Annotated in this window: 18 protein-coding genes; all 18 read left to right on the forward strand. The window is 44.6% G+C overall.

Annotated features, from left to right (window positions below; genetic code table 11):
- The first annotated feature begins 426 nt into the window (after nt 1-426).
- Complete coding sequence (locus BM003_RS02725) at nt 427-624, forward strand: hypothetical protein (protein WP_093669865.1); 198 nt, start codon at nt 427-429, stop codon at nt 622-624.
- A 79-nt stretch (nt 625-703) separates the two neighbouring features.
- Complete coding sequence (locus BM003_RS02730; RefSeq protein ID WP_093669867.1) at nt 704-1,765, forward strand: AI-2E family transporter; 1,062 nt, start codon at nt 704-706, stop codon at nt 1,763-1,765.
- Nucleotides 1,766-2,108: 343 nt separating this feature from the next.
- Nucleotides 2,109-4,751 (forward strand): alanine--tRNA ligase, encoded by a 2,643-nt coding sequence (alaS, locus tag BM003_RS02735; RefSeq protein ID WP_093669869.1) that lies wholly within the window; start codon nt 2,109-2,111, stop codon nt 4,749-4,751.
- A gap of 39 nt (nt 4,752-4,790) precedes the next feature.
- Nucleotides 4,791-5,057, forward strand: coding sequence for an IreB family regulatory phosphoprotein (locus tag BM003_RS02740; RefSeq protein ID WP_093669871.1), 267 nt, complete (start codon nt 4,791-4,793; stop codon nt 5,055-5,057).
- Nucleotides 5,054-5,491: a Holliday junction resolvase RuvX gene (gene ruvX, locus BM003_RS02745; protein ID WP_093669873.1), complete on the forward strand. Its 438-nt coding sequence runs from the start codon at nt 5,054-5,056 to the stop codon at nt 5,489-5,491. The genes BM003_RS02740 and ruvX overlap by 4 nt, the downstream gene beginning before the upstream one ends.
- Nucleotides 5,484-5,804, forward strand: coding sequence for a DUF1292 domain-containing protein (locus BM003_RS02750; RefSeq protein WP_093669875.1), 321 nt, complete (start codon nt 5,484-5,486; stop codon nt 5,802-5,804). Before ruvX ends, BM003_RS02750 begins: the two co-directional genes overlap by 8 nt.
- A gap of 140 nt (nt 5,805-5,944) precedes the next feature.
- On the forward strand, nt 5,945-7,033 hold the full coding sequence (gene mltG / locus BM003_RS02755) for an endolytic transglycosylase MltG (protein WP_093669877.1): 1,089 nt from the start codon (nt 5,945-5,947) through the stop codon (nt 7,031-7,033).
- Between the two features lie 41 nt (nt 7,034-7,074).
- Complete coding sequence (locus tag BM003_RS02760) at nt 7,075-7,749, forward strand: O-methyltransferase (protein WP_245734010.1); 675 nt, start codon at nt 7,075-7,077, stop codon at nt 7,747-7,749.
- Between the two features lies 1 nt (nt 7,750).
- A complete protein-coding gene (udk, locus tag BM003_RS02765; RefSeq protein WP_093669879.1) occupies nt 7,751-8,395 on the forward strand; it encodes a uridine kinase in 645 nt (214 codons plus the stop codon).
- Nucleotides 8,396-8,497: 102 nt separating this feature from the next.
- Nucleotides 8,498-8,968, forward strand: coding sequence for a transcription elongation factor GreA (greA, locus tag BM003_RS02770; RefSeq protein ID WP_093669881.1), 471 nt, complete (start codon nt 8,498-8,500; stop codon nt 8,966-8,968).
- Between the two features lie 364 nt (nt 8,969-9,332).
- The gene (locus BM003_RS02775; protein WP_093669883.1) at nt 9,333-9,887 is read left to right on the forward strand and encodes a YrrS family protein; all 555 of its coding nucleotides are present in this window, start codon (nt 9,333-9,335) and stop codon (nt 9,885-9,887) included.
- A gap of 234 nt (nt 9,888-10,121) precedes the next feature.
- The gene (locus BM003_RS02780; protein WP_093669885.1) at nt 10,122-10,760 is read left to right on the forward strand and encodes a class I SAM-dependent methyltransferase; all 639 of its coding nucleotides are present in this window, start codon (nt 10,122-10,124) and stop codon (nt 10,758-10,760) included.
- Between the two features lie 23 nt (nt 10,761-10,783).
- Nucleotides 10,784-11,482 carry a 5'-methylthioadenosine/S-adenosylhomocysteine nucleosidase gene (mtnN, locus tag BM003_RS02785; protein ID WP_093669887.1) on the forward strand — a complete coding sequence of 233 codons (699 nt, stop codon included), beginning with the start codon at nt 10,784-10,786 and terminating at the stop codon, nt 11,480-11,482.
- Between the two features lies 1 nt (nt 11,483).
- On the forward strand, nt 11,484-11,954 hold the full coding sequence (locus BM003_RS02790; protein WP_093669889.1) for an S-ribosylhomocysteine lyase: 471 nt from the start codon (nt 11,484-11,486) through the stop codon (nt 11,952-11,954).
- Between the two features lie 37 nt (nt 11,955-11,991).
- The gene (locus BM003_RS02795) at nt 11,992-12,906 is read left to right on the forward strand and encodes a PLP-dependent cysteine synthase family protein (RefSeq protein WP_093669891.1); all 915 of its coding nucleotides are present in this window, start codon (nt 11,992-11,994) and stop codon (nt 12,904-12,906) included.
- A gap of 33 nt (nt 12,907-12,939) precedes the next feature.
- Nucleotides 12,940-14,073: a bifunctional cystathionine gamma-lyase/homocysteine desulfhydrase gene (locus BM003_RS02800; protein WP_093669893.1), complete on the forward strand. Its 1,134-nt coding sequence runs from the start codon at nt 12,940-12,942 to the stop codon at nt 14,071-14,073.
- 117 nt (nt 14,074-14,190) lie between these two features.
- On the forward strand, nt 14,191-14,412 hold the full coding sequence (locus BM003_RS02805) for a YrhC family protein (RefSeq protein WP_177184598.1): 222 nt from the start codon (nt 14,191-14,193) through the stop codon (nt 14,410-14,412).
- A gap of 972 nt (nt 14,413-15,384) precedes the next feature.
- Nucleotides 15,385-17,001: an ABC transporter substrate-binding protein gene (locus tag BM003_RS02810; protein WP_218143201.1), complete on the forward strand. Its 1,617-nt coding sequence runs from the start codon at nt 15,385-15,387 to the stop codon at nt 16,999-17,001.
- Nucleotides 17,002-17,013: the final 12 nt, after the last annotated feature.

Consider the following 17,013-nt stretch of genomic DNA (forward strand, 5'->3'; position numbering starts at 1 on the left):
GCCTGAACGCTGATTCTTTTGCCTGAGCGCTGATAATTTTGCTTGAGCGCTGATTCTTTTCTCTGAACGCTGATTTTTTTGCCTGAACGCTGATACTTTTGCTTGAACGCTGATTCTTTTCTCTGAGCGCTGATAATTTCGCCTGGACGCTGATACTTTTGCTTAAACAATGCAAATTTGATGATCTCTTACTCACGCATTTTAACTGCGCACTCCGTCTTTACTGTGAGTCATTTCACGCTCATTCCTCAACGATAGTTCATTCTTGCTTTTGAAAAGTACAATCATCCAAATAGACAATATTTTTCAAAGGTGATTTTTTTCTCTTCACTTTTTCAACGTATGTATACTTTTCTAGAAATTTGGACATTGATGCACATAACAAGATTTGAGCAAACGCTCTAATGAAACTTGAGGTGAACGCAGATGAAATGTCCAAATTGTTCAAGTAAGAATATCGGTAAAATCGGTGTCAATCAATATTACTGTTGGAACTGCTTTATTGAATTGTCACTTGAGGATGGGAAATTATCATTGAGTCAGGTTGAAGAGGATGGGAGTTTAACCGGTCTGGATGATTTGTTTCAATCTTCAGAGCTGGAGGCGAAAGCGAACGGATTCTGATCGAATTCGTTCACATCTTCCGATCTTGCCGCTCATGATTTGCTTATGATTGGGCAAAGCTAAGCGTGGAGGGATGATGATGCGGAAATGGACTGCCTTGCAGTGGATGAAGGGCCTATCTATCGCACTGCTGATTTTTCTTAACGGGTATCTTTTTTATCGGTTACTGCCATTAATCGGTATTGTGCTGCAATTTCTCACCAAAGTGGCTGTTCCATTCATTGCGGCGGCTATTATCGCCTATTTGCTTCATCCGCTCGTGGGACGCGTTCAGCGCATGGGTTTGCCGCGGACAGTGGCGATTCTTGCAATTTACGCGCTTTTCTTTGGCGTGGTCGGCTTTACAATCTATAAAGGCGGCCCGGTGCTGCTGCATGAGCTCAGAGGGCTTGATGATGATATATCTAATTATGAAAAAATGTATCAAACCAATTTAGATCACTTATATGGATCGACGCCGGAAGCCGTGCATGACCAAGTTAATGATGCGTTGCTGCGAATCCGCAACAGCTTGGCGCATACTGCCGATCGAGCGATGGACTGGTGCTCCGGGGTTGTCCAATCGTTCTTTACGTTGTTAATTATTCCGTTTCTTTCTTTTTATATATTAAAGGATGCAGGTTCAATTAAGAAACATGCGTTGCTGATCGTCCCGAGAAAGTGGCGCAAGCAGACGGCAGACCTGTTTTCGGAAATGGATCAATCGATTGGCAACTATATTCGAGGTCAATTGACCGTTTGCGCGATTCTGGCGGTGATGGCGACAATCGGACTGTGGATTCTTAAAGTTCCTTATCCTATTGTATTCGGACTGTTTATTGGATCAACGGATCTGATTCCGTACTTCGGTCCGTTTATTGGTGCCGCCCCGGCAGTTCTGGTTGCCGCGACAAAGTCATTCTATTCGATGACGGGCGTTGTTCTGATGATTATACTAATCCAGTTCCTTGAGGGAAGCGTGATCGAACCGCTCGTTGTCGGCAAGAGCGCGGAAATTCATCCGCTCTATATTATGCTTGCTGTCGGTGTAGGCGGCGAGCTTGCGGGCATTGTCGGTATGCTCCTTGCCATTCCTTGTTTTATCATCATCCGCACCTGCCTGCGCCATTTGAACGAACGGTTTCGAATCATTGACAAATAAGGGGAATTTCATCTATAATAGCGGCAGAATAATGAAAACGAGACGAAAAGAATAGCGACAGCGCGAGCAGCCAATTGACCGCCTGAACCATTTTAAATTGCGGGAACGGCTTTTCTGTAGTTTATTTTAGCGTTTGCGGCGGTGCGCCTGAAGGAAGCCTTCGGCGGACTGAGGCGCCGAGTGCTGTTATACATATGCCGCGTAGTTTTCTTTTCATTTGCGGCGCAGATAAAGCTTGAAAGCTTTCGTCCTTTCTGGTGAATGGGATGAGAGCTTTTTTCGCTTGGCGTCCTCATGTTTTACATAATGATAGTTGCAGCAAACTTGAGTGGAGGTTCTTGTGATGAAACAGCTTAGTTCATCGGAAGTCAGGCAAATGTTTTTGGACTTTTTCAAAGGTAAGGGGCATACGGTCGAACCCAGTGCGTCATTGGTTCCTGTAGATGATCCGTCCTTGCTCTGGATCAACAGCGGTGTGGCAACACTGAAGAAGTATTTTGACGGGCGTGTCGTGCCGAAAAATCCGCGCATCTGTAATGCTCAGAAGGCGATAAGAACGAACGATATTGAGAATGTCGGGTTTACAGCGCGGCATCATACGTTCTTCGAGATGCTGGGGAACTTTTCGGTCGGCGATTATTTTAAAGAAGAAGCCATCACTTGGGCGTGGGAATTCTTGACCAGCCCGGAATGGATTGATTTTGATCCGGACAAGCTGTCGGTGACCATCTATCCTGAGGATGAAGACGCCTATAAGCTTTGGCATGAAAAGATTGGTCTTCCGGAAAACCGGATTATTAAGTTAGAGCATAATTTCTGGGATATCGGCGAAGGACCAAGTGGACCGAACACGGAGATCTTCTATGATCGCGGTGAAGCCTTCGGCAATGATCCGAAGGACCCCGAACTCTATCCGGGCGGTGAGAACGAGCGTTATTTGGAAGTATGGAATCTCGTGTTCTCGCAATTCAATCACAACCCTGACGGCAGCCATACTCCGCTTCCAAAGAAGAATATTGATACCGGAATGGGCTTGGAACGAATGGTCAGCGTGATTCAGAATGCTGAGACAAACTTCGATACCGACTTGTTCTTGCCAATCATTCATCGAATTGAAGAACTCTCCGGCGCGAAGTATCAGATCGGCAAGAAGAACACAGCGTTCAAGGTTATTGCCGATCATGCGCGTACGGTTACTTTTGCGATTGCCGATGGGGCACTTCCTTCGAATGAAGGCCGCGGCTATGTTCTGCGCCGATTGATTCGCCGCGCGGTTCGTTACGCCATGGATCTTGGGATCGACAAGCCGTTCCTGTTTGAATTAGTTCCGATTGTTGCCGATATAATGAAAGACTACTACAAAGAAGTCTCCGAAAAGGCGGCTTTTGTTCAGAAAGTGATTCGCGGCGAGGAAGAACGATTCCAGGAGACGATTCACGAAGGTGTCTCGATTCTGAAACAGCAAATTGAAGAAGCGAAGGCACAAGGCAAGAACGAACTCTCTGGGGCGAATGTGTTCAAGCTCTATGACACCTTTGGCTTCCCTGTTGAATTAACTGAGGAATATGCGAACCAGGAAGGCTTGACTATTGATCGAACGGGCTTTGAGAAGGAGCTTGACGCGCAAAGAGATCGCGCGCGCTCTGCCCGCAAGGATCAGAAGTCGATGCAGGTTCAGAGTGGTACCTTGCGCAATATTACAGAAGCCAGCGAATTCATCGGTTATGATCAATTCACCGTTGATGATGTCAAGGTACTCGCACTTGTGAAGGATAATGCTGCTGTAGACCATGCTTCTGAGGGAGAAAAGGTTCAAGTGATTCTGGATCGCACCCCGTTCTATGCGGAAATGGGCGGTCAAGTGGCTGATCAAGGTACATTGTCCAATGAGAAGGCCGGACTTAATGTTACTGACGTTCAGACCGCGCCAAATGGTCAGAACCTGCATACCTGCGTTGTTAAGAGCGGTGAAGTGGCAGTTGGTGACCATCTGAAGGCTGCGATTGATGGGAAAGCGCGCCTTGCCATTCAGAAGAATCATACGGCGACACACTTGCTTGATCAGGCACTCAAGGATGTACTAGGTACCCATGTCGGCCAGGCCGGTTCCTATGTCTCAGCCGATAGGCTCAGATTCGACTTCTCTCACTATGGTCAGGTGACAGAAGACGAACTGCGGGAAGTTGAAAAAATCGTTAATGAGAAAATTTGGGAACAATTGCCGGTGACAACCAAAGAAATGCCGATTGACGAAGCGAAAAAGCTAGGCGCCATTGCGCTCTTCGGTGAAAAGTATGGTAAAATCGTGCGCGTTGTCAGTGCCGGCGATTACAGCATGGAACTCTGCGGCGGTTGCCATGTCTCCAATACTTCGGAATTAGGCTTGTTCACACTTGTCGGTGAAAGTGGTATTGGTGCCGGTACGCGTCGAATCGAAGCGCTGACCGGAGAAAAGGCTTTTGAAAAGTTGAATCAAGTCAAGCTTCAGATGAAGAACATTGCCGCGTCACTGAAGGCGGCTCCGGATCAACTTGCGGAACGTATTGACGCACTGCAGCAGCAGATTAAGAGCTTGGAGAAAGAGAACGCGGCACTGATGAATAAGCTTGGCAGCGCGAAGACAGGGGAACTTGAACAATCCGCGAAACAAAGCGGAGATGTCACGTACATCGCGGCTAAGGTCGATGCCATGGACATGAATCAACTCCGTTCGATGGCTGATGATTTGAAGAATAAACTTCAATCAATCATTGTTGTGCTTGCATCAGTCGAAGACGGAAAGGTTCATCTTGTCGCCGGTGTGACCAAGGATCTGATTCAAAAGGGCTTCCATGCCGGCAAAATTGTCAAAGAGGTTGCGACGATTTGCGGAGGCGGAGGCGGAGGACGACCGGATATGGCTCAAGCCGGCGGCAAGCGTCCGGAAAAAGTGCGTGTGGCATTAGACGCGGTTTCCGACCTGATTGAAAAAGCGGCTGTTCGCTAATTCGGTGTCAACGGGCAATACACAATTCCTGTTTGGGAGATGAGTATCATGGATAAGACAATGAAATTCAGTTTTGGCGATCAAAAGGATCACAATCCACGTGAAGTCTTGTTTCAAGTCTATGATGCGCTTGATGAAAAGGGGTATAATCCAATCAATCAAATTGTTGGTTACCTGCTATCCGGAGATCCCGCCTACATCCCGAGACACAAGGATGCGCGGAAATTAATTCGCAGACTCGAACGTGATGAGCTCATTGAAGCGCTGGTCACTTCATACCTTAAAGAGAAATGGGACAAAGAATGAGAATTATGGGCTTGGATTTCGGTTCGGTGACGTGCGGGGTCGCGATTAGCGATCCACTTGGGCTGACTGCTCAAGGTATTGAAACGGTACGTTATGTCGAACATAAGAAAAATCTGCTTTTTGACCGAATTGGTGAATTAATCGAACACTATGAAATTGAATCTGTCGTGGTTGGTCTTCCAAAGGATCTAATCGGCACGGAAAGCGAGCGTGCGCTTGCTTCGCGCGGGTTTGCCAAAAGCGTCCGACGCAAGTTCAAGATTCCGGTGGAACTCTGGGATGAGCGACTGACCACGATGGCTGCCGAACGCATTCTAATTGAAGCTGATGTCAGCCGCAAGAAACGCAAACAAGTGATTGATAAGGAAGCGGCGGTACTCATACTGCAAAGTTTTCTTGATAAAAAACGAATGGAGCAAAAAAAAGATGAGTGAACACGAGCACAATCATTACCCGATTTTCCTGCCGGATTCCGAGGAAAAAGAACGTATTGTCATCCCTGAAGAAAATGGAGACGAAAATCTCTTTGACGTTCTCTTTTATTTTGATGTTCCGGAAACAGACAAGTCTTATGTTGTGGTTGTACCTGCCGAACAGGATACGGATGATGATGAAGAGCAGGAAGTATTCGCTTTCCGCTATGAAGGCGATGACGAAGATTTTAAACTGTTCCCAATCGAAACGGATGAAGAATGGGATATTGTTGAAGAGATGATCAACACATTCAGCGATGAAGGCGAAGAATGATTGAGCCCCGGCAATAGGGGCTTTTTCTATGCCAAATGAACTGGTAAAAATCGAAACGAATCGTGTCAATTTATGAAAAAATTTTGCTGTTAATTAGTGTATAATTGATGGGGTACTCTTGAAAGGAGCGGCTCATTTCTATGATAAAAAAACACTGGCGCATGATTGCTATCATCATTATTATTTTTTTCGTGATGATTGCGGGAGCGGCTTGGGGTTTTAACCGATACTATATAAACCAGTTGACGCCGGTCAATCGCCAAAATAAGCAACCGGTCTCGGTAACCATCCCGTCCGGTGAGTCCGTCCGTGAAATCGGGCATATTCTTGAGAAGAAGCGCTTAATTCGCAAGGCTTGGGCATTTGAATTCTATGTACGATGGAATCATCTGAACACCTACCATTCAGGAACTTATACGTTTAATCAGACGATGTCGGTTGGCACATTGATGAATGATTTGAAGAAAGGGGAACATCACGGGCTGATTTTGCTTGTGGATGTCCGTCAAGGCATGTGGGTCAGTGAAGTCGCCGGTCAAATGGCCGAAGTGTCCAAGCTGGATAAGAAAGATATACTCCGGAAACTGAGTGATCATGCCTACGTAAAAGAACACTATGCAAAGAAGTACTCATTTCTCACTAATGAGATCTTTTCTAAGGGAATTAACTATCCATTGGAAGGTTATCTTGCTCCGGGCAACTATCGCTTTAAAGTGACGAAGAAGGATCCTATAACTCTTGATCGAATGGTTGATCAGATGCTTGAGAATACGGGGAATACTTATAAGGACTATTTATCCCAAATTAAGAAAAATAAGCTTCATTCATTTCATGACATTTTGGCGATGGCTTCACTTGTTGAGCAAGAGGCCCCAAAAGATAAGGATCGTCGTCTTATAGCGGGCGTCTTTTACAATCGGCTTGATCAGGGAAAAAGACTTGAATCAGATACTACGGTTATCTACAGCAGACAAAAAAGAAGTCGAGACTATACGATTAAAGATATTCGCAAGGATACGCCGTACAATACGTACACGAGAACTGGTTTGCCGGTCGGACCGATCGGTGCTCCAGCAAAAGACGCGATCGAGTCAGTTCTGAAATCGACACCTTCGAAATATCTGTTTTTCTATGCGAGACCGAATGGGAAAATTTATTATTCGAAAACCTATAAAGAGCATCTCGCGATTGTCGCTAAATATCGTCATGAATGGTCTGAGAAATCGTAAATAAATATCGGATTCAATGAATTAGAGAAAGGAAGATAGGGTTGATCGATTTTAAAGAGCTGTCGGCGTATGCGGCCGCTTTCACGTGCTCGGAGAATGAGCTGCTTCACAAAATGGAAAAGAAAGCTGCGGATATTTATATTCCCATCATGCAGCCTTCAGCGATGGCTTTTCTGCAGCAATTGATCCGTTGGACAAACGCGCAAAGAATTCTTGAACTTGGCACCGCGATTGGTTATTCATCCATTCGAATGGCACTCGTCACCGGTGGTGGTACAAAAATCATTACGGTTGAGCGGGATCCGGCGATGATCGAAGAAGCAACTCAGAATATTAAAGCACTCAATCTTCAAGACTCGATACAAATTGTGGATGGGGATGCGACTGAAGATTTGCCGGAAGTACATGCTTCCGCCCCGTACGATCTGATCTTAATTGACGCCGCAAAAGCCCAATATGAACATCTTTTTCAGAAGTGTGCCGGCCTTTTGTCTGATAAAGGCATTATCGTTACAGACAATGTCTTTTTCCACGGCCTTGTTTGCGATATTGACGCTGTTAAGAAAAGGCAGCTGAACAGGCTCGTCAAAAAAGTCGATGAATACAATCACTTCCTTTCAGAGCAGCCCGATTTCGATACCCTATTTCTCACGATTGGCGACGGAATGGCCGTAAGCACAAAGAAAACATTTACCGCGCACGAGGGGGAACGCTGATATGAAAAGAAACAAGCCCATTGTTATTGGAGTTGCCGGAGGTTCGGGATCCGGCAAAACGACGGTTACTCGGGAAATTTACCGCAGTTTCCCCGACAAATCAATCGCAGTTATCCAGCATGATTCTTATTACAAGGCTCAAGACGACAAGCCTTTTGAAAAGAGGCTTCTGACAAACTACGATCATCCATTTGCATTCGATACGGACTTGTTAATTTCACATATTCACGAGCTGCTTCAATTCCACCCGATAAAAAAACCGGTGTATGACTATACAGTACATACAAGATCTGCTAAAATTGTACCCGTCGAGCCAAAAGATGTGATCATAATCGAAGGCATTCTTATTCTTGAAGATGAACGGCTTCGCGATCTGATGGACATTAAGGTTTTTGTGGATACGGATTCAGATCTCCGTATTATTCGCCGACTGCTCCGCGACACCGCGGAGCGGGGCAGAAGTGTTGAATCGGTCATCAATCAATACCTAACCGATGTTCGCCCGATGCATCTGCAGTTTGTCGAACCAACGAAACGGTATGCAGATATTATTATTCCTGAGGGCGGGAAAAATACGGTAGCGATTGATTTGATGGCCACGAAAATTCGCACCATTCTGGAAGGCAAGGGCAATGTGACAACATGACTTGAACGTGAAAATCCTAATCTCAATTCGCTCTTGTTGATGGACATCCGAATTGCAGACTAGAGCAGTTGATCATAAATTAACTCAGGAGTGTGGCAGACTATGGCAGAAAAACTTCACTATATGACCGCTGAAGGTAAAGCGAAACTTGAACATGAACTCAATTATTTGAAGACTGAGAAACGAAAAGAAGTTGTTGAACGAATTAAGATCGCTCGTGGATTCGGTGACCTTTCCGAAAACTCTGAATATGACGCGGCAAAGGATGAACAAGCGTTTGTTGAAGCACGCATCCAACAGCTGGAAGTCATGATCCGTAATTCGGTCATCATTGAAGATGATGAAACGACTGATGTTGTAAAAATCGGTAAATCAGTAACGTTCCGCGAATTGCCGGATGGCGATGAAGAAACGTATCAGATTGTCGGCAGCGCCGAATCCGATCCGTTTAAGGGAAAGATTTCAAACGATTCTCCGATGGCCAAGGGCTTGATCGGTCTGTCGGTCGGTGAAGAGGTTAGTGTGAGCACACCGGGCGGCGACATCCGCGTCAAGATTTTAAAGGTCGAATAAATGAGAAAAAGAAAACAGCGCAAATCTGTTCGGATGTGATGAGTCCAGCAGTTTTGCGCTTTTTTTCTATATAGGTGTTCACTAAGGCATCATATGTGAAAAGGATCAGACGGGAATAGTTTTGAGACAGGCGCATAAGTTGTACAGTGTATATTTATGGCAGGCTTAAAAGGGACAGTCATGACGAGCCCGACTCCTTCGAATTCCTTTATACAGGTTTTGGGGTCACATGTATTATAGACAAAGTATTCATAATGAAGTAGTTTGTTAACTATTGCGGGCCACTTAAATCAAATAATAATATACTTTTAAAGCTGTCCCGTATATAATCAGTTAGTGTTGTCGGTAAAAAGGAGGATGTCCTATGAGAAGTCAGAGAGGGAATGGTGATTCATCGTCTCGAGTTGAGCAGCGCAAAAGTAAAGGAGATCGTTTGCTGAGCTGGACAATTGGCATTGTCTCATTGCTCATTCTAGCAGTGGGCTGCATCATTCTCATTTCAGTTTTTCACACATCGCCATCATCGAATAAAGCTGCATCATCGCATTCGCAGGCACAATCCAGCGAAAGCAGCAATTCTCAAGAAAATAGTTCCGATCAGTCATCATCTGATTCCAGTCAGGCATCAAATGATGATGAAAGCAGCTCTGAATCATCGAGTTCAGCTACGGAGTCTGATGAGAACCACCAAGCCTCATACGAGATGGGGTCTGCAGACTGGAACGCTCAGGTTAGCGCTATTTCCGAGGCTACAGGGATTGACGTGGCCAACATGACGATTCGCTGGCTGGGAAACGGTGGAACGCCGAACAGCTCTCTTGCACGCGTTGCACCGAAAAATAATCAAAACGCTATCTATGTTGTTCATTTGATCTATCAAGATGGGAAATGGCAAGCAGATAATGTCAAGAAACCGTGAACCAGTCTTTACCATCCAACAGCCGCCGAGTGCGGCTGTTTTTTAGATTCTGCTTTATTGCTGACGATTCATAAGAAAACGGGTGCGTTTTTTTCCAGCTTTCGGTAGAGATGTAGAAAAGTTTTTTGTTGTAGTTTTTTATAATGTGTGCTAATTTAGTGACATTGAATTCAATAATCCATACTAATATTATATGAAATTAATGATTTTCGACTAGTATGGGAGGAAAAATAAATGGGACGCGAATTTATTCATACATTTGAGCAATGGGCCGATCATTATGATCACTCTGTCTTTGGTGGGGACAGAGAATATAAGGAAGTTTTTAAAAATTATGATTTGATCCTTGAAGAAGTAGCCAAGCATGCACGCGGGGCTGTCCTCGAATTTGGGGTCGGTACCGGCAACCTGACACAGAAATTGATTGACCGGGGACTGGATGTCGTGGGTATTGAACCATCGGGAAAAATGCGGGAGAAAGCTCAAACCAAGCTTCCTAATTTACAACTAGTGGATGGCGACTTTCTCGACTTTCCACTGCCCGATCATCCGGTCGATTCTATTGTCAGTTCTTTCGCCTTTCACCACCTAACGGATGAAGAGAAGGAACAAGCGATCGAGAAATATAGTCGCCTATTGCCGATTAATGGTAGAATAGTGTTTGCAGATACACTGTTTGACAGCGAACTAGAAAAGAAAAAGGTGCATCGGTGGGCACGCGCGAATGGGTATGCTCATTTGTTGAAGGATTTAAATACAGAATACTATCCACTGCGAAGCAATCTATATACGGCATTTCGCAAGAAGCACTTTGTGCCGTATTTTAAGCAGTTGAATCGATTCGCGTGGCTGATTGTCGCCGAAAAAAATTAAATGATCTTCAGGAGGACCCAGTTGTGACATTAGGAATGATCGGAGCAATGGAAGAAGAAGTTGCATTGTTGAAAGAACATATGAGCGGAGTCGAGGAAAAAGAAATTGCCGGCTGCCATTTTTATAAAGGAATACTTGAGGGTACTGAGGTTGTTCTGCTCCAATCAGGAATTGGAAAAGTGAGCGCGGCGGTTGGAACGACGCTTCTGATCGACCATTACCATCCGTCTGCCGTCATTAACACCGGATCGGCGGGTGGTACAGATGCGGCACTTAATATTGGTGATGTTGTGATTTCGTCATCCGTCATTCATCACGATGCCGATGCGACCGCCTTTGGCTATGCGCCAGGGCAGGTTCCAGGTATGCCTCCTGTTTTTCTTCCGGACCGCAAGTTGGTTGAGACGGCGATTTTCGCTTCTGAAGCTGCAAGATCTGAGCATCAAATTGTTGAGGGAATGATCGGTTCGGGAGATTCGTTTATGTCTGATCCGGAACGCATTCAAAATGTTAAAAATACATTTCCTGAGTTAAAGGCAGTGGAAATGGAGGCAGCGGCAATCGCGCAAGTCTGTCACCAGTTCAATGTGCCGTTTCTGATCATCCGTTCCTTATCAGACATCGCCGGTAAGGATTCAACTATATCTTTTGATCAATTTTTAAAGACCGCCGCGAAACATTCGGCTGAATTCATTCTCTCAATCATTAAGGAGATGGCTTAACTTGACGGAACGCCCAAAAATGAACGTTGAAAGCTTTAATCTGGATCACACCAAAGTGAAGGCGCCTTATGTGCGGCTGGTCGGGGTGACTAAGGCGCCGCGTGGAGATGAAATCTATAAATATGACGTTCGTTTTTGCCAGCCAAATGAAGAGCATATGGAAATGCCGGCACTCCATTCTCTAGAACATTTAATGGCAGAAAACATTCGCAATCATATTGATAATATATTCGATGTCGGTCCGATGGGCTGTCAGACCGGCTTTTACGTGTCAATCGTTGACAACAGCAGCTACGACGCTATTCTTCAAGCAATTGAACGTACACTTATTGACGTAGTGAACGCAACCGAAGTTCCAGCTGCAAACTGTTATCAGTGCGGCTGGGCGGCAAGCCATGATCTTGCCGGTGCAAAGAAAGTTGCGGAAAAAATGTTGGCGCACAAAGCCGAGTGGAGAGAAATCTATGCCTGAGCTTGACCTTGTGCCCAAAAGATAGGGAGAGAGGGTTATGGCAGTTTACGAAAGTGTTCATGAACTTGTGGGCAAGACGCCGCTTGTCGCTTTGCACGCATTTCCACTGCCCGAGGGTGTGCGAATCTATGCGAAATGCGAATATTTCAACCCTGGAGGCAGCGTGAAAGATCGGCTGGGAGAAAAGCTGATCCGTGAGGCGATGCAGTCTGGAAAACTTAAGCCGGGCGGCACCTTAATTGAGCCGACAGCTGGAAACACAGGGATCGGGTTGGCACTTGCGGCAGTGGGGAAGGGCATTAATGTCATTTTCTGCGTCCCTGAGAAATTCAGCGCGGAGAAGCAAGTCTTAATGAAAGCGCTCGGTGCTCGTGTCGTTACCACGCCGACCGATCAAGGTATGTCCGGAGCGGTAGCGAAAGCGCGGCAACTGGAGCGGACGATAGAGGGCGGCTACTGCCCGAATCAATTTGCAAATTCTGATAACCCGAGGACTTATTTTGAAACACTAGGACCTGAGATCTGGGACGACTTGGATGGGAAAGTGGATGTGCTGATCGCGGGTGCAGGTACTGGCGGCACATTCACAGGTACGGCGGAATATCTTAAAATGAAAAATCCGGATGTGAAAACGGTGGTTGTCGAGCCTGTGGGTTCAATTCTAAACGGAGGGAAGCCCGCAGCGCACCGCACTGAGGGAATTGGAATGGAATTTATTCCTTCTTTCGTTAAAACCAAGTATTTTGATGAAATTTATACAATTGAAGACCAAGATGCTTTTCGGCGGTTGAAAGAGGCAGCAAAATATGAAGGACTGTTGATCGGCAGCTCATCAGGATCCGCGCTGCACGCGGCCTTGCTTGAGGCGGAAAAATCAGAACCGGGAACCACTATTGTCGTCATTTTTCCTGACTCGAGCGAACGTTACCTCGGTGAACATATCTATGAGTAAAAGAATTTACTGAAAAAACTGGAGGAGTCATACATGAGACCAAAGACACAAGTTATTCACGCAGGAATTTTTGGGGATGAGTTCACAGGCAGTGTGTCTGTGCCGATTTATCAGACAAGTACTTATAAACAAGAAGCAGTAGGCAAAACGAAAGGTTATGATTATTCGCGTTCAGGCAATCCGACGCGTCACGCACTTGAAGTGTTGATCCAAGAGCTTGAACATGGAAAAGCGGGATTTGCGTTTGGATCCGGTATGGCCGCTATTTCTTCGGTTCTCATGCTGCTTAATAGCGGCGATCACTTGGTCATTACTGATGATGTCTATGGCGGAACGTTCCGCGTTATTGATAAAGTGTTTAAACGGTTGGGCATTTCTGCGACCTTTGTCGATACAAGTGCTCCGGAAAACATTGAAAAGGCGATCACTGCCAAGACAAAAGCGCTTTATCTGGAAACACCGACAAATCCTTTGCTGAAAGTGACGGACATTCGTGAAGCATCTAAAATCGCGCATCAGCATGGACTGTTGTTGATTGTTGACAACACATTTGCAACACCATACTGGCAGCATCCGCTCGACTTAGGCGCGGACATTGTTCTCCATAGCGCGACCAAATATATTGGCGGACACAGTGACGTAGTGGCGGGACTTGTCGCCGTTGCTTCTAATGAGTTAGCTGAACGGCTCTATTTTGTTCAAAATTCAGTTGGCGCGGTGCCAGGTCCCCAAGATGCTTGGCTTCTCGTCCGCGGAATCAAAACACTCGGCCTGCGTATGGAGCAGGTCGAGAAGAACGCAAATCAGATCGCAAAATTTCTCGAGGCACATCCAAAAGTGAAGAAGGTTTATTATCCGGGGCTTGAGAGTCATCCTGGGCACAATCTTGCCGCAAAGCAGGCATCAGGGTTCGGCGGCATGATCTCTTTTGATGTTGGAGATGAGAAGACTGTGAATCAAATCCTTTCAAAGACTCATTTTTTCACACTTGCTGAGAGCCTTGGCGCTGTAGAGAGTTTGATTTCGGTTCCGGCGAAGATGACGCACGCATCAATTCCAAAGCCTCGTAGAGATGAACTGGGTATTACTGATGGTCTCATTCGCTTGTCCGTCGGCATTGAAGACGCGGAGGACTTAATTGAAGACTTGGAACAAGCATTAAGTTGATTTAATACGGTTTGTCGATTAAGATGTGGAATCAATCTGAGTTTCATTTTGTCAGAAACTACCTGATCTTCTCTTATTCATCTCGTGTTATAGTAATCAAGTGACGGAGGGATGGACTTGGAAGAACAACAAAAAATGATTCTAGATAAAATCATCGACTACCAAAGAATCGGCATGTTATGCCTGTTTATCAGCTCGTTTCTCTATAGCGGCACTTTGATTCCTAAATACGCCGAGGTTCAATGGAAGCTTGGGATTCTATCCGCATCCAGCCTCATATTCCTAATCTTTTCATTCTTTTTATACTGGAGAACATCGAAACTGAAGGAAAAACTATGATAGATGCACGACAAACCGTCGAACGATCGATTAAGATCGTTTGGCGGTTTTTTTTTTTTTTTTTGAAAGAAAAAATGCACGAAAACTAGGGATCAATGCACAAAAACCAGAGAGTCCATGCATAAATAAGATCTCGAGCAGAGTCCATGCATGAAAGCTTAATCTCAATGCACGAAAATTACCCGAGTGCCGCACCAATTCCCGATAGGGAACCAATTTCCAGGGATTGTTTTGGGTTTTTCCCAGATTAAATGATTATTTTCCTGGATTAATCCCTAACTAGCCGGGATAAAGTCTGAGTTTTGTGCCGATTCTTGGATAAGCCGCCATTTCTCCGGAATTTTGGGTTTTTCCCAGATTAAATGAACAATTTCCCGGATTAATTTCCAATAACCTTCGTTTTGCATAGTTCGTCCTTACTGCGCACGAAGCCCATTAAATTAGAACCGATCAGGTATATTTGCCTGATTTTTCTTCTTCTCAGACTGAGAAAAATTCAGACTTCGGCAGGAGGCAGAAACCATCCAACAGCCCGTCGAAACAGATTAAGGTGGAATGTAAAATGACGGTATACAAGATGAATAATACGTAGGAGGCATACAAAAATGATCTGTTTCCATATTCAAAAACTGACCGTAACCCTACAGTGGAAGCCTAGATACATTGATCGCGCGTCGAGAGTGAGACGCAACCAACTTATAAAAAAAGCTCATGAAACAATCTTGGATCGGCAATGCGAGCATTCGCTCTTCCTTTAATTGTTTCTTTTTTTGCTCAACAGAAAAATGCCAATATCTTTGACCGATCGATTTAGAATTGACACATTTTCCCTTCCGAAGTTATTGTTATTATCGAAAAACAATGATATATTTTGATAGTACTAAATATTTATTATTATTTCGAAAATGTTACATAATTTTGAAAAATTATCTTCAAGAAAGGTTATCCATCTAGAAATGGGGGGAGAATTTATTGACGAAAAGAAAAAACAAAGTGATCATCAGTGTTCTGGCAATTGTTGTTTTAATTCTTAGTTCGCTGACAGGATGTGGTGGCGGAAATAAAAAGAGTGAAAGTAGCAATTATCTGAATGTCGCTTTTGGACAAGACCCGGGGACAGCTGATGTCCAGAAAACGACGGATGACTACGCGATTCCGTTAAATATTTTTGATCGATTAGTAGAGACAAAAACGGTTGATGGAAAACCGACCCAGGTGCCGGGTCTAGCGAAGAGTTGGGACGTTTCATCAAACGGATTGGTGTATACTTTTCATCTGAGAAAAGGTGTCAAATTTTCAAACGGTGCAACATTCAAAGCAGATGATGTACTCTTTACTTTTGATCGTATGCTCAACCCGAAAACAAAAGCATTAAATACCGATTTTTTAAACATGATCAAAGGCGCGACTGCTCGCCTTGATGGTAAAGCATCAAGTGTTAGTGGCTTAAAAATTATTGATGACAATACGATCCAAATTACTTTAGAAAAGCCTTTTGCGCCGTTTATCGCAAATTTAGCGACACCGGCAGGATCGATTTATAACAGAAAAGCGACAACTGCTGCAGGAGACAAATTTGGTGTTGAACCATCTAAAACAGTTGGAACCGGTCCTTTTAAACTTAAATCATGGAAAGTTAACGACAAGATTTTGCTCGTCGCAAACAAAAGTTATTTTGGTGGGAAACCGACTTTGGACGGTGTGAATTTTAACGTTGTTTCTGATGCGGATACGAAAAGAATGCTCTTTGAAACGGGTAAGTTGGACGTTTTTGATTTGGATGATGCTCCTTCTCAAATTGCTTACTTTGAACAGAACAGTAAATGGAAGAAAAATGTGGTCAGTGGGCAAAGAGTAGGTGTCTATTACTACGCATTGAATGAAAACATTAAGCCATTCGATAATGTGAAGGTGCGTAAGGCATTCCAACTGGCGATTGATCGGAAATCATTGGTAGACAAGCTTTATAACGGCAAAGGCAAAGTCGCAGGCGGTATTCTTCCTGAAGGTTTGATTGGCTATAATGCAGATCTTCCGGAAATGAAATACGATCCTGATCAAGCAAAGGCTCTATTGAAAGAAGCGGGCTATGCTAAGGGATTCGATATGACAATCGCTCAAGTTACTGACAGCCCATCAACATTAAAACTAAACGAGGCTGTGCAGGCGATGCTGAAAGATGTAGGTATTCGGGTGAAAATAAAGCAAATGGACGAAGCAAGTTACTTCGGCACTCGTGGTGAAGGAAAACTACCTGCTTATGAATCCGATTGGTCTGCAGATTATAATGATCCGGACAATTTTATCTACACATTCTTCTCGGAAAAGAATACCGGAGCACGCTCATTTAATTACAAGAACAAGGATGTTTTCAAAAAGCTTGATCAAGCACGTGAAATGACCGATCAGTCAAAACGGCTCGCTCTCTATCAAGATGTTGAGAAAACAATTGTTCAGGATGACGCTGCTTTTGTGCCGCTGTTCTCTTTGGAGCACCTCTTTGTGGTACAACCGAAAGTGAAGAACTTTAAAGTTTCTTGGAATGGTTGGAGCAACATGCCTTATAACGGAATCACACTGAGCAAATAAAATTAAAACGAA

The sequence above is a fragment of the Sporolactobacillus nakayamae genome, from assembly GCF_900113325.1.
Lineage (GTDB): Bacteria > Bacillota > Bacilli > Bacillales > Sporolactobacillaceae > Sporolactobacillus > Sporolactobacillus nakayamae.

What these genes read in the sequence shown, in the direction of transcription:
- greA (WP_093669881.1), top strand. Translation starts at nt 8,498, where the DNA reads ATGGCAGAAAAACTTCACTATATGACCGCTGAAGGTAAAGCGAAACTT.
- alaS (WP_093669869.1), top strand. Translation starts at nt 2,109, where the DNA reads ATGAAACAGCTTAGTTCATCGGAAGTCAGGCAAATGTTTTTGGACTTT.
- BM003_RS02750 (WP_093669875.1), top strand. Translation starts at nt 5,484, where the DNA reads ATGAGTGAACACGAGCACAATCATTACCCGATTTTCCTGCCGGATTCC.
- BM003_RS02730 (WP_093669867.1), top strand. Translation starts at nt 704, where the DNA reads ATGCGGAAATGGACTGCCTTGCAGTGGATGAAGGGCCTATCTATCGCA.
- mltG (WP_093669877.1), top strand. Translation starts at nt 5,945, where the DNA reads ATGATAAAAAAACACTGGCGCATGATTGCTATCATCATTATTATTTTT.
- BM003_RS02780 (WP_093669885.1), top strand. Translation starts at nt 10,122, where the DNA reads ATGGGACGCGAATTTATTCATACATTTGAGCAATGGGCCGATCATTAT.
- ruvX (WP_093669873.1), top strand. Translation starts at nt 5,054, where the DNA reads ATGAGAATTATGGGCTTGGATTTCGGTTCGGTGACGTGCGGGGTCGCG.
- BM003_RS02795 (WP_093669891.1), top strand. Translation starts at nt 11,992, where the DNA reads ATGGCAGTTTACGAAAGTGTTCATGAACTTGTGGGCAAGACGCCGCTT.
- BM003_RS02775 (WP_093669883.1), top strand. Translation starts at nt 9,333, where the DNA reads ATGAGAAGTCAGAGAGGGAATGGTGATTCATCGTCTCGAGTTGAGCAG.
- BM003_RS02740 (WP_093669871.1), top strand. Translation starts at nt 4,791, where the DNA reads ATGAGTATCATGGATAAGACAATGAAATTCAGTTTTGGCGATCAAAAG.
- BM003_RS02800 (WP_093669893.1), top strand. Translation starts at nt 12,940, where the DNA reads ATGAGACCAAAGACACAAGTTATTCACGCAGGAATTTTTGGGGATGAG.
- BM003_RS02725 (WP_093669865.1), top strand. Translation starts at nt 427, where the DNA reads ATGAAATGTCCAAATTGTTCAAGTAAGAATATCGGTAAAATCGGTGTC.
- udk (WP_093669879.1), top strand. Translation starts at nt 7,751, where the DNA reads ATGAAAAGAAACAAGCCCATTGTTATTGGAGTTGCCGGAGGTTCGGGA.